Origin of the sequence: Photorhabdus akhurstii (assembly GCF_019090985.1) — a bacterium.
In the GTDB taxonomy this organism is placed as follows: Bacteria; Pseudomonadota; Gammaproteobacteria; order Enterobacterales; family Enterobacteriaceae; genus Photorhabdus; species Photorhabdus akhurstii.
In genome coordinates, this window is sequence record NZ_CP020335.1 from 2262353 (window position 1) to 2287126 (window position 24774).

The 24774-nt window shown below is 43.3% G+C and carries 27 protein-coding genes and 1 pseudogene; 8 read left to right on the forward strand and 20 right to left on the reverse strand.

Going from position 1 to position 24774, the window contains the following annotated elements:
• Positions 1–769: 769 nt before the first annotated feature.
• Positions 770–1573: pseudogene (locus tag B0X70_RS25110) on the forward strand (phage tail fiber protein); the annotation flags it as partial.
• Here B0X70_RS25110 and B0X70_RS25115 read toward each other — a convergent pair.
• From B0X70_RS25115 to fliF, 15 genes are all read right to left on the reverse strand, one after another.
• The gene (locus B0X70_RS25115; RefSeq protein ID WP_246593486.1) at positions 1515–3041 is read right to left on the reverse strand and encodes a phage tail protein; all 1527 of its coding nucleotides are present in this window, start codon (positions 3039–3041) and stop codon (positions 1515–1517) included. The pseudogene B0X70_RS25110 and the gene B0X70_RS25115 sit on opposite strands and share 59 nt — an antisense overlap.
• 398 nt (positions 3042–3439) lie before the next feature.
• Entirely contained in the window at positions 3440–3847 is a 408-nt protein-coding gene (locus B0X70_RS09855; RefSeq protein WP_040154662.1) for a cytidine deaminase, read from the reverse strand.
• A gap of 181 nt (positions 3848–4028) precedes the next feature.
• Positions 4029–4811: a flagellar biosynthetic protein FliR gene (gene fliR, locus B0X70_RS09860; RefSeq protein WP_065389477.1), complete on the reverse strand. Its 783-nt coding sequence runs from the start codon at positions 4809–4811 to the stop codon at positions 4029–4031.
• 2 nt (positions 4812–4813) lie between these two features.
• Entirely contained in the window at positions 4814–5083 is a 270-nt protein-coding gene (gene fliQ, locus B0X70_RS09865) for a flagellar biosynthesis protein FliQ (protein WP_011146199.1), read from the reverse strand.
• A 20-nt stretch (positions 5084–5103) separates the two neighbouring features.
• Positions 5104–5820 carry a flagellar type III secretion system pore protein FliP gene (gene fliP, locus B0X70_RS09870; protein WP_217471710.1) on the reverse strand — a complete coding sequence of 239 codons (717 nt, stop codon included), beginning with the start codon at positions 5818–5820 and terminating at the stop codon, positions 5104–5106.
• Positions 5821–5869: 49 nt separating this feature from the next.
• Positions 5870–6322 (reverse strand): flagellar biosynthetic protein FliO, encoded by a 453-nt coding sequence (fliO, locus tag B0X70_RS09875; RefSeq protein WP_217471407.1) that lies wholly within the window; start codon positions 6320–6322, stop codon positions 5870–5872.
• 1 nt (position 6323) lies between these two features.
• Complete coding sequence (gene fliN, locus B0X70_RS09880) at positions 6324–6743, reverse strand: flagellar motor switch protein FliN (RefSeq protein WP_011146202.1); 420 nt, start codon at positions 6741–6743, stop codon at positions 6324–6326.
• Entirely contained in the window at positions 6736–7740 is a 1005-nt protein-coding gene (gene fliM, locus B0X70_RS09885; RefSeq protein ID WP_105395740.1) for a flagellar motor switch protein FliM, read from the reverse strand. Before fliM ends, fliN begins: the two co-directional genes overlap by 8 nt.
• Before the next feature lie 5 nt (positions 7741–7745).
• Positions 7746–8222 (reverse strand): flagellar basal body-associated protein FliL, encoded by a 477-nt coding sequence (fliL, locus tag B0X70_RS09890; RefSeq protein ID WP_036807505.1) that lies wholly within the window; start codon positions 8220–8222, stop codon positions 7746–7748.
• Between the two features lie 213 nt (positions 8223–8435).
• Positions 8436–9776 carry a flagellar hook-length control protein FliK gene (locus B0X70_RS09895; protein WP_217471408.1) on the reverse strand — a complete coding sequence of 447 codons (1341 nt, stop codon included), beginning with the start codon at positions 9774–9776 and terminating at the stop codon, positions 8436–8438.
• On the reverse strand, positions 9776–10219 hold the full coding sequence (gene fliJ / locus B0X70_RS09900) for a flagellar export protein FliJ (RefSeq protein ID WP_046393985.1): 444 nt from the start codon (positions 10217–10219) through the stop codon (positions 9776–9778). Before fliJ ends, B0X70_RS09895 begins: the two co-directional genes overlap by 1 nt.
• 41 nt (positions 10220–10260) lie before the next feature.
• Positions 10261–11625, reverse strand: a complete 1365-nt coding sequence (fliI, locus tag B0X70_RS09905) for a flagellar protein export ATPase FliI (protein WP_036807514.1) — start codon at positions 11623–11625, stop codon at positions 10261–10263.
• Positions 11625–12329: a flagellar assembly protein FliH gene (fliH, locus tag B0X70_RS09910; protein WP_105395737.1), complete on the reverse strand. Its 705-nt coding sequence runs from the start codon at positions 12327–12329 to the stop codon at positions 11625–11627. Before fliH ends, fliI begins: the two co-directional genes overlap by 1 nt.
• On the reverse strand, positions 12322–13314 hold the full coding sequence (gene fliG, locus B0X70_RS09915) for a flagellar motor switch protein FliG (protein WP_036783277.1): 993 nt from the start codon (positions 13312–13314) through the stop codon (positions 12322–12324). The genes fliH and fliG overlap by 8 nt, the downstream gene beginning before the upstream one ends.
• A complete protein-coding gene (gene fliF / locus B0X70_RS09920) occupies positions 13311–15014 on the reverse strand; it encodes a flagellar basal-body MS-ring/collar protein FliF (RefSeq protein ID WP_217471409.1) in 1704 nt (567 codons plus the stop codon). The genes fliG and fliF overlap by 4 nt, the downstream gene beginning before the upstream one ends.
• Before the next feature lie 284 nt (positions 15015–15298).
• On the opposite strand from fliF, the gene fliE reads away from it, so the two are divergent.
• Positions 15299–15610: a flagellar hook-basal body complex protein FliE gene (gene fliE / locus B0X70_RS09925; RefSeq protein ID WP_046395721.1), complete on the forward strand. Its 312-nt coding sequence runs from the start codon at positions 15299–15301 to the stop codon at positions 15608–15610.
• A 27-nt stretch (positions 15611–15637) separates the two neighbouring features.
• On the opposite strand, the gene B0X70_RS09930 is transcribed toward fliE, so the two are convergent.
• Entirely contained in the window at positions 15638–15760 is a 123-nt protein-coding gene (locus tag B0X70_RS09930; RefSeq protein ID WP_214038974.1) for a type II toxin-antitoxin system MqsA family antitoxin, read from the reverse strand.
• 415 nt (positions 15761–16175) lie between these two features.
• On the opposite strand from B0X70_RS09930, the gene B0X70_RS09940 reads away from it, so the two are divergent.
• Positions 16176–16982 carry a DUF2829 domain-containing protein gene (locus tag B0X70_RS09940; protein WP_217471410.1) on the forward strand — a complete coding sequence of 269 codons (807 nt, stop codon included), beginning with the start codon at positions 16176–16178 and terminating at the stop codon, positions 16980–16982.
• Positions 16983–17327: 345 nt separating this feature from the next.
• Here B0X70_RS09940 and fliT read toward each other — a convergent pair whose 3' ends face one another.
• The 3 genes from fliT to fliD are packed head-to-tail and all read right to left on the reverse strand — an operon-like array spanning position 17328 to position 19549.
• A complete protein-coding gene (gene fliT, locus B0X70_RS09945; RefSeq protein WP_036807533.1) occupies positions 17328–17705 on the reverse strand; it encodes a flagella biosynthesis regulatory protein FliT in 378 nt (125 codons plus the stop codon).
• A complete protein-coding gene (fliS, locus tag B0X70_RS09950) occupies positions 17705–18115 on the reverse strand; it encodes a flagellar export chaperone FliS (protein WP_036807537.1) in 411 nt (136 codons plus the stop codon). The genes fliT and fliS overlap by 1 nt, the downstream gene beginning before the upstream one ends.
• A gap of 12 nt (positions 18116–18127) precedes the next feature.
• Positions 18128–19549 carry a flagellar filament capping protein FliD gene (fliD, locus tag B0X70_RS09955; protein WP_217471411.1) on the reverse strand — a complete coding sequence of 474 codons (1422 nt, stop codon included), beginning with the start codon at positions 19547–19549 and terminating at the stop codon, positions 18128–18130.
• A 274-nt stretch (positions 19550–19823) separates the two neighbouring features.
• Between fliD and B0X70_RS09960 the strand changes: the two genes are divergently transcribed.
• The 4 genes from B0X70_RS09960 (at position 19824) to B0X70_RS09975 (ending at position 23306) form a co-directional block, all read left to right on the forward strand.
• The gene (locus B0X70_RS09960) at positions 19824–20888 is read left to right on the forward strand and encodes a FliC/FljB family flagellin (RefSeq protein ID WP_217471412.1); all 1065 of its coding nucleotides are present in this window, start codon (positions 19824–19826) and stop codon (positions 20886–20888) included.
• Positions 20889–21134: 246 nt separating this feature from the next.
• Positions 21135–21857 carry an RNA polymerase sigma factor FliA gene (locus B0X70_RS09965; RefSeq protein ID WP_036775524.1) on the forward strand — a complete coding sequence of 241 codons (723 nt, stop codon included), beginning with the start codon at positions 21135–21137 and terminating at the stop codon, positions 21855–21857.
• A gap of 52 nt (positions 21858–21909) precedes the next feature.
• Positions 21910–22422 carry a flagella biosynthesis regulatory protein FliZ gene (gene fliZ / locus B0X70_RS09970; protein ID WP_011146218.1) on the forward strand — a complete coding sequence of 171 codons (513 nt, stop codon included), beginning with the start codon at positions 21910–21912 and terminating at the stop codon, positions 22420–22422.
• A 650-nt stretch (positions 22423–23072) separates the two neighbouring features.
• Positions 23073–23306, forward strand: coding sequence for a hypothetical protein (locus B0X70_RS09975; RefSeq protein ID WP_217471413.1), 234 nt, complete (start codon positions 23073–23075; stop codon positions 23304–23306).
• 4 nt (positions 23307–23310) lie between these two features.
• On the opposite strand, the gene B0X70_RS09980 is transcribed toward B0X70_RS09975, so the two are convergent.
• Positions 23311–24351, reverse strand: a complete 1041-nt coding sequence (locus B0X70_RS09980; protein WP_217470325.1) for an IS630 family transposase — start codon at positions 24349–24351, stop codon at positions 23311–23313.
• A gap of 29 nt (positions 24352–24380) precedes the next feature.
• On the opposite strand from B0X70_RS09980, the gene B0X70_RS09985 reads away from it, so the two are divergent.
• Positions 24381–24731 (forward strand): GNAT family N-acetyltransferase, encoded by a 351-nt coding sequence (locus B0X70_RS09985; protein ID WP_217471414.1) that lies wholly within the window; start codon positions 24381–24383, stop codon positions 24729–24731.
• The last annotated feature ends 43 nt before the right edge of the window (positions 24732–24774 follow it).

Consider the following 24774-nt stretch of genomic DNA (forward strand, 5'->3'; position numbering starts at 1 on the left):
GAGTAGAATACTACCAGAAGGACGGTAAAATATAATATTTAGATAAAATTAAATCCGAATAGTGTCACCTATTGTAAAAAATTTATTATTGTCTCTTATTTATTCTCATAAATAATATTGTGAATTATTTATTTAAAGTATCTTTAATAAGTTAAATAATATATTGAAAATCCTTGGTTAAATTAATAAATGAAGATGATAATTATTGCTTTTAATTCTAGTTTATTAAAGTTTTAAATTAACATATCTTGATGATTGATTTATTGGTTTAGTATCTTGGTGATAATATTTGTTAAAATATAAAGATGATTGCATTTAATATAACCAAGTATTAACCATTGGAAATAGTTAATACTTGGCGATAAAGTAAGTCACGGCAGAGACATAAAGAGTGTGTTACCGCTTCATTCAGTTTATGAGTTTCTAAATAGGCGCCTATTTCCATACAAAAGTAGAATCCCACCTTCGGGGTAGGGTTGAGGATGAAGCTTGAACTAGTCGGCTTTATTTTTTCGCTTACAATTTGATCTTATCACTACTTTTCACAGTAAATCGTCATTTTGGTCATTAATTGACATACAGATGAATCTGATTTTGACACTATTCCATACCGTTTAAATGTTGCTTAACTAATGATTGATGTCAGTTGATGGTTATATAAAACCTCGGTTTAACAGAAACAGTGCAAAAGGCCAATTATGCGGTGCCGAATAGCCGGAAAATTAATGGCAAGGCGTTGAGTGGGGATGTCAGTTTGAGTGCGGGGGATGTGGGGGCATGTCGTGCTTATAGCGGCTCGATCAATACCGGCGGTGGAACATGGACTACTAAAGAGTTTATCGTATGGCTTAAGCAGAACGGGGCCTTTGATGTTCCATACTGGGTGTGCAAAGGCTCATGGTCATATGCCAGCAATCGCATAATCAACGATACAGGCTGCGGCAATATCTGTCTTGCGGGGGCTGTGGTTGAAGTTATGGGCGTAGAATCTGCAATGACTATCCGTGTTACAACACCGACGACAACAAGCGGAAACGGTATCGCAAGCGTACAATTTACTTATATTAATCACGGTAAAGATTATCGACCCGGTTGGCGTAGGGACTACAACGCAAAGCCGGACGCTAACGGCAATCTGAGAGTCTCCAGCCCAGTTGTAGATATTCACCCAGACGGAACTTATGAGTTAACTAGCGAAGCTGAAGGGGTGACTGTTATGCGGATAGAAACAGGGAAATATCGCATCAGCGGTTGTAATGGTTTTGCCAAAGATGGAGCATGGGGAATTCACGGTGGTACCATCGTCCCGGCAGACAGCAACGGGTTAAATCTTATCTGGGTTAATGAATATGTAGATACATCCAGTGGTGATATAACAATTGAGTGTTACCATCGTCAAAATACAGACGCGCCGAAATTTGCACAAAATAAGCGCGTCAAAAGTATAACTGCAACAGGGGAAGTCGTTTATTACAATGAGGGTGAGCTATGCGACATCCCCGATGGGCGAGTGCTTAATGTTCGGGTACAACTGCCGGCATCTGATGATGATCCTGCATCTCCCTCTGCTTAACGTTCCACACTGAATCTTCAGGCATTTGGACTCTAACATCTAATCTACAGTGTTCAGGAATATTGCAAGGCTCTCCATCTTTGTAGAAAACACGTTCATTGTTCTCATCGATACATTTAAGTCGCCAGTTCTGAAAACGGGTTGGTAAATGTAAGTGCTGACGATGAAAGGTTTCAATGATGACAGAGCCGTCACTCTGCACTCTGTCATCAACAAAAATTAACTCTAGGTTGTTGTTATCTTTCGGTACTGAGATACCACCGTGCACTCCCCAAGCCATATCTAAGTTATAGCCACAAACATTAGATATATGGTAAATGCCAACTCCTTCTTTTGTGACTTCTGCTCCCTTTGATTCTTCGTTAGTTGAGAATGTGCCATTGGGGTAGATTTCAATAATCGGGGAGGCTCTCTTGAGGAATCCATTAGAGTCAGGTTTAGCGTTGAGTGTTGACCAGATCATGTACCACGGATTCCATTTGCCAGCGCCATCGCCGTTTTTCGACCTGTAATATAAAGTACCGCTTCCATACGCTGAGTGGATCATTAAATCGTACAATTTAAATGGTCCAGTCGCTGAATGTGAAAATCTAATTCCCGACCCAGTTTCGGCCGGAGCATTCATTACTCCGGCATAGCCGAAATATGTTGAGTTTGGACGAACGTTATCAAAGTTATTTATCGTAGAATATGAATTTTCACCAACAACTCCGCCATCCGTGTTAATAACATCATCAAGTGTTGCTAACGTGCCGGATTTCTTCTGTAAATTTGCGTAATAGATGGTATTACCTGCATTGTCACGATAATAGATGGTTAATGGGTCCTGACCATCGGGATTAGTTGCTATCTGTACATATTTTCCGTCCTTTTTTATCAATCTCAATCCTGCATATTCATGATCTGCGTCTACGTCTAGACTGCCACATGTAAACGCATCACGAGATTTTTTCGGAGCAGCGCTTTTAGCCAATTCCACGGTTTCCACTAAACCGAGGTTTTTCACAAACTCATTTTTATCAGGAATGTCTGCGCCGTTTCGGTCTTTTGCCAGTTTATTATTAGCATTATCATTTATATCGGAAGCCAGCTTCTGCGTTACCGCGAGTGTGTTACTATCGCCTGTCTTGTTAGTGAGTTGAACAATCCCTTTTTGTGTTAATGAGGTACTGGGAATTTCTGTTGTGATTTTTTTCTCTAACGCACTATTTAATTGGGCCGTGAGTTTAGCTATATCACCATCATCCAGAACATCATCTCCTCCGGAGTGTGTTGCGATAAAATTAGCAACAACAGAGGATATCGTGGACGACTGACGTAACACCTTATTTAATTCATGAGTAGTCACATTATCTGGCGGAAACCCATTTTTTAAACTCCGACTTTCTTCATATCTTTCTTGGCTCACTACATTTGCATTATTACTGATAGAAAAGGCTTTAAAATCATTCTGGGGCTTGAGACTCATGTTTTTTCCTTAAATTATATAATATTATTTCATAAGCAACATATTGAATTATGGTAGATGATTTGTCATAATTCGCGTTAATTATAGTTTAATTCACAAAAGGAATAATTAAATGTTCTTATAACTCAGATGGTTAACTATTTTTGTACAGTTGGTAGTAATAAATAACCTGATATTTTGCAATCAAAATATACCCGAAATATTTAATGCTATAGCCATAGAAATTAAAAATCTGCACTTCTTTTGATAATTAGAATGCTTAGAATCTAAACGAATTAAGCTTTCCGATGAGTGTCTATTTTGTTGAAAAAAGAAAATACAACTGTGGTACTGAGTATTAATTATTTGGAATACTTAAAAATAAAAGAAAATAATTAAGTTAAAATAAATCACATATATTAGAGCTTTTCTCCATTAACGGCTGACCAATGATAAGGTTGCAGTTCACGTATGGTTTTAAATAACAGCTCGTTTTTCTCATTAGTTACCGCCGCTTTTACGGAGCCTCCCCAATGAACCAGACGTTCTTGACATATTCCACAGGGTGTCAAAATGATATATTCACAACCGGCATCTTCGCGGCAGAGACATAAAGAGTGTGTTACCGCTTCATTCAGTTTATGCGCCTCTAAATAGGCGCCAACTTCCATACAAAGGGATAAGGCGTCATTTTTGGTATCAGGGGCAATGCTGGTTAAGATTTTGCCCGATTCTGTCCGTACCGCGGCAGCGCCACCCCATCCCTTTGGGTATCGTTTTTCAATTAAGTTAACTGCGGCATGATATAGCTCTTGTTCTATATTCATTAATTTACTGCTCCTATCTCGTTAACCTATTTTATTTTTCTGTGTTAATAAAATCTCTGAAAGTAATTAAAATACGCATTCTTTTACTTATCGATAAGATATTATAGCATAAAACAGTACGATTTATATCGTATAAAATACGGAAGGTTTTTTCTAGATAAACTTTGTTTAAAAAATGCCTTTAAATAACCATTCCACTTATAATGACTGCCAGCCGATTAAATAATTCACTAAACATACGCTCGGTAAATGGCGCTAACATCGGGATTAAAAGCGTGAGTACTAATATACCGGTAGTCAGTGTTAACGGAAAACCGACCACAAAGATGGAGAGTTGTGGTGTCATCCGGTTTAAAATCCCCAATGATAAATTCAGTGTTAATAACAGCGTAATTAATGGCAGAGCCAGCATCATGCCGTTGATAAATATCATACTGGCGCTTTGTGCTAGTAGTAAAAATCCTTGGGCGCTGAGTTGCAATGGTTGTACGGGAATAATGCGGAATGTATCTGCCAGAACCGATAATAGCCATAGATGACCGTCAAAGGCCAGAAATAACAGTAAGGTCAAGAGGTTAAAGATTCGTGCCAAAATAGGCATATTGGGGCCGCCGGAGGGATCAAAAAAGGTCGCGAATGAAAGCCCCATCTGTAAACCAATTATTTCACCGGCGTGACGCACGGCGGCAAAGGCAATTTGCATCGTCAGGCCAAGGGATGCCCCAATCAGGATTTGCTGGAGCATCACCCAGAATGCCGCAACAGAGAAAATAGGCACTTGCGCAGGTTGCAGGTTTGGCATCAAAAGCAGTGTTACCATCACTGCCAGCCCGATTTTGACTTTCTTAGGCGCCTGTTTTTCACTGAATAATGGCGCAGTGCTGAACAGCGCAAGCACCCGAACCAGCGGCCAGAAAAATTCACTGACGAACTGGATCAGCATCTCACTGTTAAAAGAGATCATAATTAGCCAATTATCACTGGTATGCTGCTGTAGAGTTCACGCATGTAGTCCAGAAATAGGTTTAGCATCCAAGGTCCGGCGATAACGGTAGTGACAAATACCGCCAGAATTTTGGGAATAAATGAGAGTGTCATTTCGTTAACCTGTGTTGCCGCTTGCAGCAAGCTCACGATTAAACCACATAATAAAGCCGCTAACAGCAACGGCGCAGCCAGCGCCAGAGCGACTTTCATGGCTTCTGTTCCCAATGCCATGACTGATTCAGGAGTCATAATGTTTGCCTCTTTTCAGGTCAACCGTAAAAACTTTGTGCCAGAGAACCCAATAGTAATTGCCAGCCGTCAACCAGTACAAATAACATGAGTTTGAAGGGCAGTGAGATGGTGGCGGGGGGCACCATCATCATCCCTAATGCCATTAATACGCTGGCGACCACCAGGTCGATAATCAGAAATGGGATGAACAGCGTAAAACCAATTTGGAAAGCGGTTTTCAATTCGCTGGTGATAAATGCCGGCATCAGTACTCGCATAGGAACGGAATCGGCGGTTTCAAATGGCGGTTGATCAGCAAGACGAGCAAATAGCGCTAAATCGTTTTCCCTTGTCTGACGCAACATAAATTGCCGTAATGGTTTGGCGCCATTTTCTAATGCGGTTTCCAGACTGATTTTATCTTCACTGAAAGGCAGATAAGCATCTTGATAAACTTTATCGAAAACCGGTGACATAATGAAAAACGTCATAAATAGCGCCAGTCCAAGTAAAACCTGATTAGGCGGTGCCGATGGGGTGCCTAAAGCATTCCGCAATAAACCCAACACGATAATAATGCGGGTAAAACTGGTCATCATAAGCAAGGCGGCGGGAATAAAAGTCAGGGCGGTAATGAAAACTAACGTCTGAACCGGCAATGACCAACTTTGTCCGCCGTTTGCCAGCGGCTGACTGATTATGCCCGGTAACTGTGCCACGGCATCCATTGGTAAAATAAGCGCAGCGAGTATCATCCCCAGGCGGCATGACAATGCAAACTTATCCCTTGTCATAAAGAGAGAACTACTTTTTCTCATCATTCTTGCCTTGTCGCATCAGCGTGTTTTTTAAAATCTGACCAAACAGTGCCGGTTTTATCGCTTGCCCTTCGGTGGTATCGCGGTTGGATTCAGGTATTGGCATCTGGTGTAATAAATTGATTTGCTGAGCAGTGACGCCCAGTACCAGCCAGTTATCTTCAACTTCCACAATGACGACGCGTTCACGCTGTCCCAGAGAACAACTGGCTTTGATACTTAATTGTTGCTGGCTTTTTCCTTTGTTGGCAAACAGCCCCATGCGGCGTATTAACCAAGTGAGGGTGAAGATTAACAGCAACACTCCCGCCAGCGCGCTGCTGACTTGCATCAGCGTCTGACCTGCGGGAAGCGGCGCGGATGTGGCGACTTGAGTAACCGCTTGGGTTTGCGCGGCAGGTTGTGCCGCGCCATTATGCAGAGAGGGCTGGAAAGCCATATTAACGACTCAGGCGACGCATACGTTCAGAAGGGGTGATGATATCGGTGATACGAATACCGTATTTATCGGATACAACCACAACTTCACCCTGAGCAATCAGATATCCATTGATTAAAATATCCAACGGCTCCCCGGCAAGGCCATCAAGGGAAACGACCGAACCTTGAGACAGTCTCAGGAGTTGTTTGATGGTCATTTTTGTCCGGCCCAACTCTACGGATAGTTTGACCGGAATATCCAGAATCAGATCGATATCCGATAAGTGGGCCAGTGCATCCTGAGGCTCCAGAGATTCAAATATTGCCGCGCTGCTGTCCGAGGTTTGTTGTTGCGCGGCCTGTTGTTCCAGAGCTTCTGCCCACATATCTTCGGCAGATCCGGTTGCAGCGGTATCTGTGGGTTGCTTAGCATCACTCATTGGGCTTTTCCTCATCCAGAGCATTTAAAACAGGGTTAATAAGATGTTCGACACGCAGGGCATATTGCCCGTTTAATGTTCCGTACTGACTGGTGAGTACGGGCACGCCATCGACGTGAACGATCAGGCGTTCGGGTTTATCGATAGGTAAGATATCGCCCGGTTGAAGTTGCAGGATTTTTGACAGCCTCAGCGGGATATCAGCAAAGTTAGCGATTAATTCCAGCTCTGAATGTTGAACCTGTTTTACCAGACTTTCCCGCCACAGGCTGTCTTCTTGCCGCACATTGTCCAGCGGTGGATTGGTGAGGCGCTCCCGTAGGGGTTCGATCATGGCAAACGGAATACAGATGTTAAATTCACCACTCAACGCGCCAATTTCCACTTGAAACGGCGTTGTCACCACAATATCGTTCGGTGATGTCGTAATGTTGGTGAATTTCACCTGCATTTCAGAGCGAATGTATTCCACTTCAATTTTGAAGATGGCGCTCCAGGCGTCACGATAGGAATCCAGCGCCATGCGTAACATCCGGTTAATCACTCGTTGCTCAGTGTGGGTGAATTCACGGCCTTCTACTTTGGTCGGGAAACGTCCGTCACCACCAAACAGGTTATCTACCGCGATGTAAACCAGACTTGGGGCGAATGCAAACAGCGCTGTCCCTCTCAACGGTTTTAGATGAACCAGATTAAGGTTGGTCGGTACTGCTAAATTACGGGCGAATTCATGATAGGGCTGAATTTTTATTGCGCCGACGGTAATGTCAGGACTACGGCGGAGCATGTTAAACAACCCCATCCTGAACTGACGGGCAAAGCGTTCATTAATAATTTCCAGTGCTTGCAGACGTTCCCGAATAACACGGCGTTGGGTATTGGGATCATAAGGGCGAACCTCATTTTCCTTGGACGCGGTATTTTCTGCGTCGTCACTGGCGCTGTCGCCATTGAGCAGAGCATCAATCTCTGCCTGTGAAAGAATATTGTCACTCATGGTGATTATCGCAGAATAAACGTGGTAAACAGCACATCGGTGATGACCTGATCCGGCTCACCGGGCACCAAGGTTGGGCGAAGTGTTTGCTTGATGTCGTCCATCAGACGCAATTTACCGCTGTCATGCGCCAGATCTGCCGATTTCTGGCGTGATAGTAGTAACAACATACGACTACGAACTTCCGGCAGATACTCATGGAAGCGCTGACGAGTTTTTTCATCGGCTAAACGTAAAGTCACGCCGATATAGAGCACTCGGTCAAAGTGATCTTCATTGTCGATCAGGTTGACGGTGAAAGGTTCCAGAGTCATAAAGACAGGGACTTTTATGACTTTGGATGCTGTAGAATCACTCTCTTTTGCCTGTTTAAGCGCCCACCAACTGTATCCCCCGATGGCGACGCCGATAACGGCAATCAGTACTAACAGTATCATCCCAAATGGATTTTTGCGTTTATGCTCGTAGCTATAGTCAGACATGGACAGACAAATTCCTGTTTTTGTTGCGGATAAGTGCCCTCGCGTTCCGTGGCGGACTGACTTATCCATCAATATCGATAATCATTATCCCGCGTATTTCCGTCGGCAATAGCTGGAACAAACGGGGAAAAAACTACTAACTCGTTCGTTTGTTGTGAATCTGGTTTATACCCGTTATCTTTCAAGTTACCTCTTTGTTGGCTGCACTCACTATCAGGCGAAAATATCCACACCTCCCCGAACCGACGCCAGTTGATGAGGGGTTAAACGTACGGTGGATTCAGTAGCGGAGTGGTTTTCTGAAGTGGTATCAGCATTACGACTTGCGGTTCCGCCTGAATGTTGTGAATCAGAACGTTGTTCTTGTTGCCACGGACTGGCGTTGTCACTGCCGACACTGCTTTGGGTCAGTTGAATGCCGCTTTCCGCCAGTGCGTGGCGAAGTCCAGGTAATGCAGCTTCCAGTGCCGCCCGGACATGGCTGTGAGCCGATGCCAGATGTAATTGCGCTTGATTATCTTCAATGGACATACGGATTTGCAAGGCTCCTAGCTCTTGTGGATGTAGGCGTAACTCTGCTTGTTGCAGGCCGTTGCGATTGAACAAAATAATTTGCTGGTTTAATTGTTGTTGCCACTCTTCACTACCCAACTGGGCATTCAGTAAAGGGGTAGAGGCACTGGATAATTGAAACTGGGCTGTCTGATTGTGCCCTGCGGAGAGTAGGGGAGAGGTTGTTACAGAGGAGATTTGCCCGTTTTGCTGGTTTTCAGTGGCGGCTGGTGCGTGCTGGCTCTCAGCTTGAGCGGTGGTCTGAATCAGTGCGGATTCGCGAGAATGATTTTGCGTTGCACTTTCAGGTTGAATACCGTGTTGAATAGCTGCTGAGGCAAGCTTGGATTTTACTGGAGCATGTTGCACCAGTCCGTTTTCAGGTTTGGCTTTAAAAGGCATTTCCGCTTTTTCTGCTTCCTGTTTTAGCTGTTCTGGAATCGCTGTCAGAGGGTTTTCCTCAGTCGATAATCCTGTGGCGACTAATTCTTGAGCGCTAATTTGACGGTTTTTATCATTATGTTTGATGAGTCCGTCAGGCTGGAGGCCGCTTTTCGGATTTTCTGATTTGATGGCTAACCCGGATAATTGTATAGGTAAACTTGCCGCCAGCTCTTCCGCTGACATAAGTTTCTCATCAATGGAAACCAGTTGTTTGTTTGCATCGGCTTTTACATCAAGGGGAATCTGCGAGGAGGTAATAGACTCCGTTGATATTTCATGTGAAATAGATGATTCATTTGCGATAGATAATTCATTGGAAATGGATAGTTCGTTGGAAATAGATAATAGCGGCGACAAACCGTTGTCTGTATCATCTGTAGTCTCTTCTTCCTTGGATGACGCTTTTTCTGGTTTGAGCGCACCTTTTTGCGCCAGTTCATTTTCCAAATTAAGAAACTGAGCAAAAGCCGAAGGCTGATCGGCATCAGTGAGTGAATCACTACGTGCTGGTTGGTTTTCTGTCGGTTTCAGGTCGGCAGGCAAAAGAGTGAGATTCATTATTTATTTCTCCGTTGTGCGCTACGTTGGGCATACTCATCCATCTGTTTCTGCTCCGTTCTGTTCTGATGTAATCTTCGGTTGTTATCTGCCCGTTGTTGCAAAGTATCGAAAGCATTGAGGCGTTGTTGTTTTTCCCGCCACTGTGATAAAGCGGTATCAAGCCGCTGTTGCCATTGATTGAGCTGTAATTTGTGCTGCTCAATCGCTTTTTCCAGCGTTTTCATGAATTGCTGATAATTTTGCCAGGTGGTGCACGGCATACCGTTACTCAACGTATCGTTCAGGCGTTCCCGATACTCATCCTGATAGCCCATCAATGCTGCGAGTTGTTGCTCCATTTGCTGATGGTTCTGACGAACTTGCGCCAGATGAGTGGCGGCTTTTTCCACTGCATTTTGTGCTAGGTCACGCAAGGTCATGAGAGGTGATTGTTGCTGCATCTTATTCCTCGCTTTAATGGCAACACACAGAAATCGTTACGTTACGTAGGTAACAACTGTTGTAATTGAATGCAGGCCGCTTCATATTCACTACGTTCTTCAATATCTTGTTGTAGAAATTGCGCCATGTAGGGATAAAGTTCAATGGCTTTGTCCAGTAGCGGATCACTGCCAGCCGCATAAGCACCGACGTTAATCAGATCACGGTTACGTTGATAGCTTGCGAGTAGTTGTTTGAACTGCTGTACCCGTCGGTAGTGTTGCTTATCAATGAGTGAGGTCATCGCGCGGCTGATAGAGGCTTCAATATCAATGGCCGGGTAATGTCCTGATTCTGCCAGCGAACGGGAAAGGACGATATGTCCATCCAGAATTGCTCGGGCAGCATCGGCTATCGGGTCTTGTTGATCATCACCTTCGGTGAGTACGGTATAGAACGCGGTAATTGAGCCGCCACCGTTTACCCCATTCCCTGCACGTTCCACAAGCGCTGGCAGTTTGGCGAAAACCGAAGGCGGATAACCTTTGGTTGCCGGAGGCTCGCCAATTGCCAGGGCAATTTCACGTTGCGCCATACTGTAACGGGTCAATGAATCCATAATCAGCAATACATGTTTACCCCGATCACGAAAATCTTCGGCGATACGGGTGGCGTAGGAGGCGCCTTGCATGCGCAACAGAGGCGAGATATCGGCGGGTGCGGCGACAACCACTGAGCGGGCTAAGCCAGCGGCGCCAAGGATGTTTTCAATGAAGTCTTTAACTTCGCGGCCACGTTCACCGATCAAGCCGACGACAATCACATCAGCCTGTGTGTAACGGGCCATCATGCCAAGCAGGACACTTTTACCGACCCCGGAACCGGCAAACAACCCCATACGCTGCCCGCGACCTACGGTCAGCAGGGCATTAATCGCCCGCACGCCGACATCCAGTACGTCACTGATTGGCGTACGTTGTAGAGGATTGATTGGCGGTGTGGTGAGTGGAGCGCGATAGCCGGTATCCGGTGAAGGAAAACCATCCAGTGGACGACCGGCGCCATCCAAAACTCGTCCTAACAGTTCCGGGCCAAGGGGTAACTGGCGGCCACTGCCACAATCTTCACTGTACGGACGAGCGTATACCCGGGCGCCGGGTACAATCCCTTCCAGATCTTCAAGCGGCATCAGTAAAAGTTTTTCGCCATTAAAACCGACAACTTCACTTTCAACTTCTTCAATATTGTTGCCATTTTGTCGCTCAATCAGGCAGGTTGCCCCAAGAGGCAGATGTAAACCTGTTGCCTCCATAACCAGCCCGGTCGCTCTGGTCAGACGCCCATAACGACGAACCGGCGAAGTTTTCGCTAATTTCTTCTCAAAAGCATCCAGTGTCGCCAGCCAGCGCCCGAGTCTTGCTGTCATTACAATTCCCCCGGTGCCGCCAGTCGGCATAATTCATGCCAGCGGGTTGCCAGACTGGCATCTAAATCGCCTTCCTCTGCGCTGATTTTACAACCGCCAGGATGTAGCTTGTTATCTGCCAGTAAGCGCCAGCCGTGTAGTGAGAGCGTATTGCCTAATTGTTGCTCAACCATTGGCATATCTTGTGGGTGAACCCGCAATTGGGGTTTACCACTCAACATTGGTTCCTGTTGAATAAATTCACGGATTTGATTGAGTAGGGCAGTGCCATCACAGATCGCCGGTTGGCCCAAGATCTGTTTTGCGGCGGTCAGTGCTAGTTGCATCAAGCGGGAGGCAATGATCGTGTCCAGTCCTTCCAGTGAATGTTGGAAATCCGCTAGCAGATTTTGCCATTGCTCGGTGATAGGTTGCTGCTGCTGAATGGCATCTTTTCGTCCCTGTTCCAGACCGGCCTCTAAGCCGGTTTGGTAGCCTTTTTCATAACCTTGTGCTTGACCTTCGGTAAATCCCTGTTCATGACCTGCCTGTCGAGCCTGTTCTTTCAGGTTATCCAGCATTGCCGCCTGTTCAAGGATTTCATTACGCTCAGAATCTTGCTGTGAGTCATCAACGGGCTCGGGTTTGGCACGCAGTTTTTCCCACTGTGTCAGCTCGTTTGGTTTCCAGGGTTGCCAGTCAGCCTTGTTTAACTTATCAGACATAGCTATCGTCGCCACCATTCAGGATAATCTCGCCGCTTTCTGCCAGACGACGAACAATAAGCAGAATCGCTTTCTGTTCGCTCTCCACTTGCGACATCCGCACCGGACCACGGTTTGCCAGGTCATCGCGCATAATCTCTGCGGCACGTTGAGACATATTGTTGAGGAAATGATCGCGCAGTTGCTGGTTGCAGCCTTTCAGTGCAATGAGCAGGGAGTCAGTGGTGATTTCCTGCAACAGGCGCTGGATACTGCGGTCATCCACATCGATAAGGTTTTCGAACAGGAACATTTCATCGATGATTTTTTGTGCCAGTTCGTTGTCGTAGGCGCGCATAGCTTCGATGACATTCTCTTCCTGCTGGCTTTTCATCAGGTTGATAATTTCAGCCGCGGTACGAATGCCGCCCATTTTGCTGCGCTTGAGATTCTGGCCGTCCAACAGGTTATTGAGCACTTCTGTCAGTTCAGCCAGTGCCGCCGGTTGTACGCCACCGAAAGTGGCAATACGCAGCATGATGTCGTTGCGTAATTTGTCATCAAACAGCGCCAGGATATCGGCTGCCTGTCCGCGGTTTAAGTGAACCAGAATGGTGGCGATAATCTGTGGATGCTCTTCACGGATCATATCGGCTGCCATTTGAGGCTCCATAAAGTTGAGGGTCTCAATACCGGTGGTGGTTTCACGGGATTCGAGAATATCCTCAAGCAGACTGGAAGCGCGTTCTTCACCTAGCGCTTTAATTAGCACCGAGCGCAAATAGTCACTGGCGTTGATACTCAGTGCCGCATACTGACCGGCATCTTCTTCAAATTCAGCCAAAACATCCACCAGTTGTTGGTTAGAGATTTGGCGCATACCAGCCATTGTGATACTGAGTTGCTGGACTTCCCTGGAGTTCAGGTGTTTAAACACCTCGGCCGCCTGATCTTCTCCCAGGGTCATTAACATGACGGCGCTTTTTTCTGTTCCGTTCAGGCTCATTGTTCGTTACTCATCCATTGACGGATCACCAGCGCCACTACGCGAGGATCTTTTTCTGCCAGCTCGCGAATGCGTTGGCTTTGAATTTCAGCACTGACTCGTTGACGTGTCAGTTTCTGGCGCGTTTTTTCATCCATTTCCGCGCTAGATTCAGTCACTTGTCTTTTCTGAACTTTCTGTGCTTCGAGGGCGGCTTTTTCCGCGGCGCGTTTTTTAGCAAGTTGAGGAACCACCATTTTGCGCCACAGCAGCCATGCCACCAGAATCAATAGCAGGTAGCGGCCAAAATCGAAGGCTTTTTCCAGCAGAACCGGGTTCTGCCAGACAGGAATAACCTCGATATTTTCTTTGCTTTCAGTAAATGGCGTGTTAACCACATTCAAGCTATCGCCACGCTCTTTAGAAAAGCCCATCGCTTCTCTGGTCAGCGCTTCTATTTTTGCCAATTGCTCAGGGGTTAGCGCCTGAGTTTCCGGGCTGTTTTTGCCTTCTACCGTGACATAATTGACGACAACGGCGACGGATAAGCGTTCAACACCGCCCGCTTGCTGTTGCACATGGCGAATAGTCCGGTCCACTTCATAGTTTGTGGTTTCGTCACGGCGGTTATTGCGATTATTGTTCACCATGCGCTCATTACTGTTACTTGCGGATGATGCTTTCTTATCGCTCTTATCGTTTTTATTGCCATCTTTGGCATTCGGTTTATCAATCGGCGCACTCGGTGGCGGGCTAGGCTGATTGGAAAGCGCACCGGGAATACCGCCGACCTGAGAGCCGCCACTCTGCTCGCTTTCACTCAACTGTTTTGAGCGAACCGCAGCCTGATTAGGGGGTTGGTTCGGTTTATATTCTTCCGCCGTCTCTTCACGGCGTGAAAAATCCACCTGTGCCGTCACTTGGGCGTGAATGTTACCACGACCGACAACCGGGGTTAGAATCGCTTCGATACGATGCTGGAAACGATTTTCCACTTCCTGAATGTATTTCAGTTGACTGGTATTCAGATCGCGACCGGTGGCGTCGGCTTGTGTCAACAGACGTCCGGTCTGATCAACGATGGTGACATTGCCCGGCGGTAAGCCGGCGACACTGCTGGATACCATATGGACGATGGCGTTTATCTGGCCTTCATCCAAAGTACGGCCTTGCAGTAATCCGACAGTAACGGACGCTGAGGGCGATTTCTGTTCACGGACAAACAGCGAGGGTTTTGGCAGTGCAAGGTGAACACGGGCATTTTGCACCGGCCCCAAAGATTCAATGGTGCGTGACAGTTCACCTTCCAATGCCCTTTGGTAGTTAACTTGCTCACTAAATTGGCTGATGCCAAACTTTTCTTTATCGAGTAGCTCGAATCCCGCAGCCCCACCCTTAGGCAACCCTTGTTGCGCCAATCTTAGCCGTGTCTCATGCACCTGTTCGGCAGGGATCATGATCGCAGCGCCATTTTCGGCAAAACGGTAAGGGATATTTAATTGGGTTAGTTGGGTGACAATATCGCCACCATCTTTATCGCTCAGATTACTGTAAAGCACCCGATAATCGGGGCTGCGTAACCACAGGAAAAGGGCAATGACAATCGCAACGGCTGCGCTGCCGGCAACTAATAATGGCACTTTAGGATCAGCTTTTATCTGGTTAATGATAGCACTGAAACCTTTAGTTTGATTTTCAACGTCGGTTGTTGCGGCACTCATAGACGATCCTTGCCTTGCTGTTCAACATGAATACTAAAAGCGTGGCGTAACAAAACAGACTCCCCATACGCAAGCGAAAAAATTCTTCCTATTTTCAGTTTTGTCATTATTCGCTGTTCACTCATCTTTTAATGGCACAATAAGCCCTGACTTTTTACTTTAATTACCCGCTTTAGATCGAGAGGGCTATGTTAGGGTGGCGGTCTGAAAATATGCCGTATAAACCTTGGGTTAATATGGCATTGAATTGCGTAGGTTATAGGGTGGTTTAACACGAGGTTTTTATGTCAATTCAAGCAATTGAAGGCGTGCTGCAACAGATGCAGGCTCAGGCGCTACAGGCAGCCAGTATCGCAAAACCCATGCCGTTACAGGGTGGATTTGCCAGTCAACTAACGGCGGCTATTGGTAAAATTAATCAAACACGTTTAAATGCGACAAAACAAACTCAGGATTTTACCCTGGGTGTACCCGGTGTTGAATTGAATGATGTGATGGTGGAGATGCAGAAATCCAGTATCGCTTTGCAAATGGGCGTCCAGGTAAGAAATAAGCTGGTGGCTTCTTATCAGGAGATTATGAATATGCAGGTGTAGGTATATTAAGCTATTGATGTCTATAGTTTAAGACAGATCGCGAGTGTCGTGGATAAATTCCGCGGCGCTGCAAACAGGATATTCCATCGGTTTTATTTCTGGTCTTTTGTGTTGAGATTGCATTTCTGTCCACATTTCAGCGCTGCCCATTTTGTTAAAGCCCCTTTTAACGGATGAAATTTCCAACTCGGAGCGTTCATATCATCTGGTTTTTTAGCCGTGTTTATTGTGGTTAACTGAATTTGCAACTTTACCGTATGTTTTGGTTGAATGCTTGTTGTAGTTAGCGATTTAATTAAATGTTGTAAAACTCATAGTCAATAAAATATTTAAGGTGTCACGGTTTCGAATAATAATTTTTAACTCCAATTTCTGAGATTAATGTTAATTTGTTGATAAGTATCAAAAAACGATAAGGAGAATGAGCGGTATATCCTGTTATAATTGAATCTTAGTTTTATGCCGGTTGCATTAATTCATAAAAATTTACTGAATGTTTAATAATAGATTAAAAGTTAAATCATGTGGTTTAATTTTTAATTATTTATAGATATAAGGAAATAATATGTCTGAGGTTATTAAGCCTGAAAATGAATGCCAGTTTGATCCTAAGCAATATGAATGCCACGGTGTTATCGCTCCGGTTGGTTCTTTTTCTTGGGCTTTGATTCAATTAAAACTACGCAAGCTTGTCGCTCGTTCTGTTTGGCGCGATAAAAAGGTATATTTGGCTATTACTCCTCGTGTGAATGATTTAACAATAGAAGAAGGTAGTGCTTACTCTGTTGATGGTGTCGCCGTTGGCACTAAATATGATTATTTGACGCATATTGATCTACGCAATGAGCACGGTAACTTTGTACCGTGGCAGCCAACGCAAGAAGATATGATGGCTTGTGATTGGGAATTTGTAAAAGAAACAGTGAAGCCTAAACCAAAACCACCTGCCAAACCTGCATATCAGCTGAAAGCGCGATTGACTGTCGGTGAACATAAATCTCAGTATTTCGGTTATGCTGATATACATGGTACTACCACTGATTATAGTATGGGAAGGTGGGAAGAAATTAGTAATAATACATTAATTCCAAAAAATATTAGAGAATTCAGTGTGGCTCATTCTAATCGTTCTCCGCCACATCGCTTTGTTATTAGTGAAAAAAATAATTCTAGTGAAATTAAAGAACAACTTGGCTCAAAAAGATTAATCATCAAATGTTTAAATAAAGAATATGATTTAGGAGTGGCTGAAATATATTATGTTATTACTCTATTGTATAAGCAGACTGAAGATTCATCAGCGTTAGAAGAATTATTTGTTTCATCAGTGGGTAAAACCTTTGAAATTGAATTCAATTTTTTTGATGATTAATTTAAATAGATAGCCATATTTTTAATTTAATGCTGTATTAAAACATTTTAAGGCTGCTTTATAGCGGCCTTTTTCGTATCTGCTGTCACAAGTTAAATCCAATTTACATTTATTCTGATGAGAGGTTGTTTTCTTTATTTGATATTAGGTAAATTATGATAAAAATAGTATTTATCCTTAAAAAACACAAGAGAAAGTTAAAATTTTCACGCTCAACAGACGCAATTTAATCACCAAGATTTCTTATCTATTCCTTATAATCTGAATTGAAATCAATACATCCTAAACCAAGCTCACAAAATGGGTAAATAATGGTGATGAGAGTACATCACCTTTATTTCTCAATTATTTTTGTTCCGTAGAGTTCATAAGGGTATTATGATAGGGTTCAACAGGGAATTGGCCGTAGCTATCATTTACTAATTGCTGTTGGCTTGCTTGTTTGATGAGTTTACTTAATTCATCAAGTCTTTTCTGTAGTAGTTTTTTAATCTCATTTTCATTATCTAAAATTATCTGCAAAATGTTGGTCATTTTTTGCTGTAACGAAAGAGAAGTCGTCGATGATATTGAAGAGTGGCTGATCACTTCTACTGCTTTGAGGTAGGTGATTTCCATATCAACAAGTTCATCCCATTTTTCATTTTTAGCTAAATTAAGCATTTGCTCACTTAAACTTAGGATCTGTTGGTAAGCTGACAAAAGATCCATTTTATTATCCATTAAACAATATCCTGACTGGCGTTGTAATGAGGGCCAATTTGCCGCCAAGCGTCTGAAATCTCGGTGAGTAACTTTATTACTTCGGTAATGGCTGGCTCATCATTGCGTAAATTAGCGTGGAGTAAACGTTGGGTCATATAGTCGTAAAGGGAAGCGAGATTGTGTGCCAGCTCTCCACCTTTTTCATTATCTAACCCCTGTTTGAGGCCATTATCGATGATATTGATCGCTTTGGAAATAGCTGCGCCTTTTTCCGCGATATTACCTTGTTCCATCAGAATAATTGCTCGACGCAGGGCGCTAAGCGCCCCGTTGAACAAAATCTGAATCAACTGATAGGGAGAGGCGTTCATAATTTCGCTCTCCATATCTATCTGGGCATACAATTGACTTGCCGAACGTTGATACATAATTTCCTTTAATTATCTCATTTGCTGTAATTGTGAGAGGAAGTTACCGGTTTTTCCCAAGGAAGAGACCATTTTATCCAGTTGTGAAAATTGGCGTTTATAACGTTCAATTGTTTCGTTAATATTTTCTTTCGTCCTGTCTACTTGTTTCTCAAGGGTTTTTAGACGCTTGTTAATGCCATTAGTCGCGGTAACTAAGGTACCTTCATGGCTATCCAGAGCATCTTTTAATAGCTTATGTGTCTGAGTGGCAAAACCCGTTTCTTTACCGTCACCCATAAAGAACGCTTTCACATTAGCTGGTTTTTCTTTTAGATTTTTTTCCAGTTTTTCGTTATCAATTTCCAGCTTGCCGTCAGGCTTTTGTTTAATGCCCAGCTTATTCAGGGTTGGAATATCATTAGCTGCCTGAGAGCTGAAAATCTGGCCTCTTAGTTGGTTCTGTATTCCGCGTAATGTGCTGTCGCCTAATAAAGCGCCATTATCTTTCGACGGTTCTTCACCCTGTTTTACTGGCTTAAATTTGGTCAGTGAATCAAATGTCGTTTGTAATTCATTATAAGCATCAACCCAGTTTTTAATCGCCTCTTTCATCGGCTCAATATCACGGGATATGACCAGTATTTCTGGCTTATGTTCCCCTGGTTTATCTTTATCCTCAGTCGTTTTTTTCAGATCCAGCTTAACGCCTTCGGGTGCATCGGTAATATGGTTTGTCTGACGCTCAATTTCGATTTTGTTGACGGTCAATTTCGCATTTTTCGCTTCAACCGTTTGAGTGAGTTTACTCGTTGTACCCGGATAGTTTAGAAACTCGCTAAGTTTGTTATCACCTTCAACAGTGATGGTCATCACCGATTCAGTGCCCGCTTTTTTGGCCGTCAGCACTAAATAGTTTTCGCCATCTTTGGCTTTAATAATACTGGCGTTGACATTACCTTCCTGCTTATTAATGGCATCACGGATCTCAATAATGGATGTTTGTCCGTCTGTCAGCTCGATTTTCATCGGCTTTTTTTCGCCAGGCTGAGTAATGGTAATTGTCCGGGTTTTACCTTCGCCCAAAGATTCACCGATATGCTCTTTGATATTACGAACTTTTTCTGTTTGTAATGATTGCGCCTGTGCCAATTGTTTAACTTCAATACTGTAGTTACCTGGACTGGCTTTAGAATCAGTACTGGCAACGAATGCATCATGTTTTTCGCTGGCAGTGGTTGTATTAAGTTTATCGAACTTTTTCAGTGACTCAGACGCGGTTTCCAGCTTTTCTAAACTGCCTTTTAACGTACCAAAAGCGGTTAGCTTACCTTTATAACTGGTTTGCTGTTGTGTCAGAGGGACTAAACGCTTTTGTTCTGCTGCCTGAAGTTTATCCAATATAGAGCCCAAATCCATCCCCGATCCGGCGCCTAATGAAGAAATGCTAGCCATTTATTGACTCCTTTATTAGTAAATCTTTATTGAACCGGTTATCGGTAAGTTTTTAGAAAAGTTTACTAATAAAAATAATTTTTCTATGGTAGGAATAGTCGTGAAGAACCGACGCTGTTTGGCTTATCAAGGCAATGTGATAAAAAAGAAAAAGTTTTTTCAAGAAAAATTAAAGGTTCTTTGAGGGGCGCCGATAAAACTGTTGGCGGTGATGAACACCGTGGGTAAACCCCAAACTTATATATCGACTTGATTTTAAAAAGGAACTCTAACTATGGCACAAGTCATCGGAACTAACATCCTCTCCCAGCTGACTCAGAATAACCTGAATAGATCCCAGGGTACTTTGGGTAGCGCTATTGAGCGTCTGTCTTCTGGCCTGCGTATCAACAGCGCGAAGGATGACGCGGCTGGTCAAGCGATCGCTAACCGTTTCACTGCAAATGTTAGAGGTCTGACTCAGGCAGCACGTAACGCTAACGACGGTATCTCTATTGCACAGACTACCGAAGGTGCGCTGAACGAAATTAATACCAACTTACAACGTATTCGTGAATTGGCTGTTCAGGCGAAAAACGAAACCAACTCTGCGAGTGATACCAAATCTATCCAGGAAGAAGTTACTGAGCGTTTAAAGGAAATTGATCGTATTTCTAAACAGACTCAATTTAACGGTGTTCATGTTCTAAGTGAAAAGAACGAAATGACTATTCAGGTTGGTGCTAACGATAACGAAGTTATCAAAATTAATCTGGAAAAAATTGACAGCGAGATTCTGGGACTGAAGGAATTCACTGTTTCTAAGGAAGTTCCACATGGTACAGAAATAAAAGAAGTCGGTGCTGCTGGTGCTAAGAAAGGACTTGATTTTACTGAAGCTTCTGTTGCTGGTAAAAATCTGTCTGGCCATAAAGTCTATGAAGCGGTTGATGATAAAGGCAAAGCGAAGACTGGTGAATATGTATTAGAAGGTAAAGATGGTTCAGGTAGTACAAAGTATTATAAAGCTAAAGTCGGTACTGATGGTAAAGTCACTGCATCGGATGAAATCAAACCAGAAACATCAAAAGATCCTCTGGATACTTTAGACAAGGCTTTGGCAAAAGTTGACAGCCTGCGCAGTTCTCTGGGCGCTATCCAGAACCGTCTGGAATCTACCGTTAACAACCTGAACAACACCGTTAACAACCTGAGCGCCGCTCGTAGCCGTATCGAAGATGCTGACTACGCGACCGAAGTGTCTAACATGAGCCGTGGTCAAATTCTGCAACAAGCGGGTACTGCGGTTCTGGCTCAGGCTAACCAAGTGCCTCAGAATGTAATGTCTCTGCTGCGTTAATCGCTCAGTTAGGGCAATATGTGAACCTGATTCACATAAAAATCCAAATAAAATCAAGGATCGGCTCGCCGGTCCTTCTTTTTAGGAGTTTATCAGGAACAGCCTAAAATTTGTGATACTATTAGGCAGACAATAAATTTCGCATAGGTGAAAAAGAAGCGTTTTTACTACATTGTTCAAACGATTGCCCTTGTTAGGGGATTGGATAATGATGGTTAGTCTCTTTTTCCAAAGGTGTCTGTTGTTGTGAGCGATTTGTATACCGCCGAAGGCGTGATGGACAAAAACAGCCTCTGGAAGCGCTACGTACCATTAGTTCGCCATGAAGCGTTAAGGCTACAAGTTAGGTTACCCGCGTGTGTGGAGCTGGATGATCTACTTCAGGCCGGGGGAATCGGCTTACTAAATGCGGTGGAACGTTTTGATTCCTTACAAGGAACCGCGTTTACCACTTATGCGGTACAACGCATCAGAGGTGCAATGTTGGATGAGTTAAGGAGCCGCGATTGGGCTCCGCGTAGCGTGCGCCGTAATGCGCGCGAAGTGACGCAAATCATCCGTAAACTTGAGCAAGACTTAGGCCGTCCAGCCAGTGAGCAGGAAGTTGCTAAAGAATTAAAGATTGATCTGGTAGAATATCGGCAGATACTGTTAGATACGAATAACAGTCAATTGTTTTCGTATGACGAATGGCATGAAATTCATGGTGAAAGCTGTGAACCTGTCATTGAAGAGGGGCATGAAACTAATCCCTTACAACAATTGCTGGAGAGTGACGTTCGTCAACGGGTAATTGAAGCTATTGATTCGTTACCTGAGCGAGAAAAAATGGTTCTGACGCTGTATTATCAGGAAGAACTTAATCTGAAAGAGATTGGCGCAGTACTTGAAGTCGGGGAGTCCCGTATAAGTCAGCTACACAGCCAGGCGATTAAACGCTTGCGGGCACGCTTAAATCCGGAAAAGTAACTTTTTTGCTTATTTGTTTTTTGTTTAAGACTACACACAGGGCTTATCTCTTATGTCTGTTACAACACAAAAGAAACGGCCGCTCAGCCGTTACATTAAAGACTACAAACATAGTCAAACTCATTGCTTGCATTGTCACAAAGCTCTTGACCGTATCTCTTTGGTTTTTAATGGCCAAGTGATCAACAAAGAGTCCATCTCCGAGATGACGGAGTTGATTGATGACAAGACTTGGGATGAGCTGCAAGATAAATTTGTCGCGTTATGTCGTTTTTGCAGTGAGATTTATTGCAATAGCGAGACAGATTATTTTGACATCATGTCGTTCAAACAGTACCTGTTTGAACAGACTGAAATGAGTCATAGTACTGTTCGTGAGTATGTGGTTCGTTTACGACGTTTGGATGAATTGCTCACTTCAAGCAATTACCCTGTAAAAGAGTTCACAACAGAGAAAATTCAGGAAAAACTGAGTGAAAAGCTGTCACAGTCGGCATTCAGTAACTACAACATTGCTTTGCGCAAGTATGAACAGTATTTGAGCTGGCAACAGGGCGGTCACTAAGCTGGAAATATAAACAGCAAAGAGATGATTAATTTTGGGGGAACACATTTTGGTGTGTTCCCCTTAGACCGCTGACAAGCCACGTTAAAAATAACGAGGTTGTTTTCATTATGCATAATCATGCAACTCATTTTCTTCATTAATTCGGTTTAATTGCCCGTCTGGGCGTGTAGAAGAGTTTATACGTTAGGCAAACAAAAGGAGATATCATCTCGATTGGAGAATATTTGCATATTTTTTATCTTTCAGACGTGAAAATAAAAATCCCTTACAGATGAGATGATGAATGATTTATTAATCCTCTCAGCAAGCCAATGGACTTATTTTGATAAAATCGACAAAGAAGAGATAATAATATAATACAAGCTTGGCTTTTAATAACAGGGACGATAATAGGCTTAATTATTTTCTATATAATGGTTGCGGATTAACTATTTGTCACAAGATTTTTTGTTATTATTTCATTGGGTTGGGGTTGCGGAGGTGATGAAAGTAGTTATTTTAAATATCGCTATAGGAACCAACTTATTTTGCCTTGTTATCTTTTCAGTTGTCTCACCATTAATTAGCCTAACATCATCTTAAATCTTATTGACTTTTGTATATGGCAATATATTGTATATGTTAATTTCATTAATATGGTATTTGCTATGGAAAAAGAAATATTTATTTTTAGAGAAGTTAACGTAGAAGACGCAAACAGTCTGGTTGTCTTTTTAAATGATTTGGATAACACATCGGAATTTATGTTACTTGAGCCGGGGGAAAGAAAAACAAGCGTTGAAGAACAGGCGGATATAATAAAAGGATTAGGAAAAGACAGGCAAATGTTAATATGTGAAGATAACAAAAGTATTGTTGGATTTATTGTTATATCTAAATAAGATTTCATAATAGTGCTACACTCATTTTTTGTCTTCCTGGTTTTTGCTGTGATGAAAACGATGCCAAAAAGGCATCAACATAATTAAGCAACTGCCACATAAATTGACAACGGTGATTTCGCGTTATTGTCTCATGGAGCGATTGCCATAACCGTTCTATTTTATTTAGCCACGGTGAATAGACGGGTAAAAACAACAGGGTAAATTTGGGATGTCGTGCCAGCCACTCCTTTACCTTCTGACTTTTATGAATACCGTAGTTATCTAAGATTAATGTGAGAGTTTCCGCATGGGGATATTGATGATTCAGTTCATCTAACATTTTGATAAATAAATCAGAGTTCTTTTTTATTCCTTTAACATAGGTGACTTGCTCTGTCTGAGCATTGAGGCAACCCGCAAGGTAATGTTTTTCATTTTTTCCCGGGGTGATAACCCGTTTTTGTTGTCCTTTGAAACACCAGTCCGCGCCGATTTTCGGGTTGAAATCAATATCCACCTCATCTTCATAGAAAACGGGATGTTTTTCTGAAATATTCGCTTTGGCTTCTGCGATCTTTGCCATTTTCTCCTCATGTTCAGGATCAGGTTGTTTTACCGTGGGCGCCGCTCTGCGCCAGACAATTCCCACCTGAGCAAAATAACGATAGAGGACACTTTGTGTCAGAGAGAGGTTGAGTAATTCATTAAGAGTATGAGTCATAAGCTCAAGGCTCCAGCGAGAGCGAAGATAGCCGAATTCTTGGGGAGATTGCTGTAATAAGAAAAGCAACAGGCTATAGAGAGGGGTGAGATCCCAGACAGCAGGTCGGCCAGCCGGTAAACTGTTGAGTCCTTCGAGTCCATATAATGTAAACCATTCAACCCAACGATTGATGGAAGAGCGTGCGGCATGAAGGGTTTTGGCGACATAAGTCACCGTCAATCCCTCATTGAGCATCAATAACGCCGTCAATCGACGGGAATAGTTCTTATCACGGGTTTTGTGGATAAGTTTTCTCATTTTCTGGCATTCATTTTGAGGTATGGGTGCTATGATAGGCATCACTCAGTCCGTGTTGAGGTTTGGGATTTTTGGCAATTGATCAGATCGCAAAAATCGGACTGAGTTCCCTTCCAGTGATCTATTATTTTGAAAATTTATTTAGAGGAGTATGTAATAGAAACAGGCATCTGGGTTCTATTGTTCTTGGAGTAAAAAAAGAATATAGAAACAAAGGCATAGCGAGAAATCTACTCGACAAAGCGCAAGATTGGTCCCGGAAAAATGGAATTAGCAGACTTGAATTAACCGTTGCAATAAAAAACACATTGGCAATAAAGCGGTATTTGTCATCAGGTTTTATTTTTTCTGGCATCAGAACTGGCTCACTATTTATAAATGGTGAACTGATAGATGAATACTATATGAATAAAGAAATATGAATAAAGGAATACTGAAACAGTAATGGACTGTGGGCAAACAACC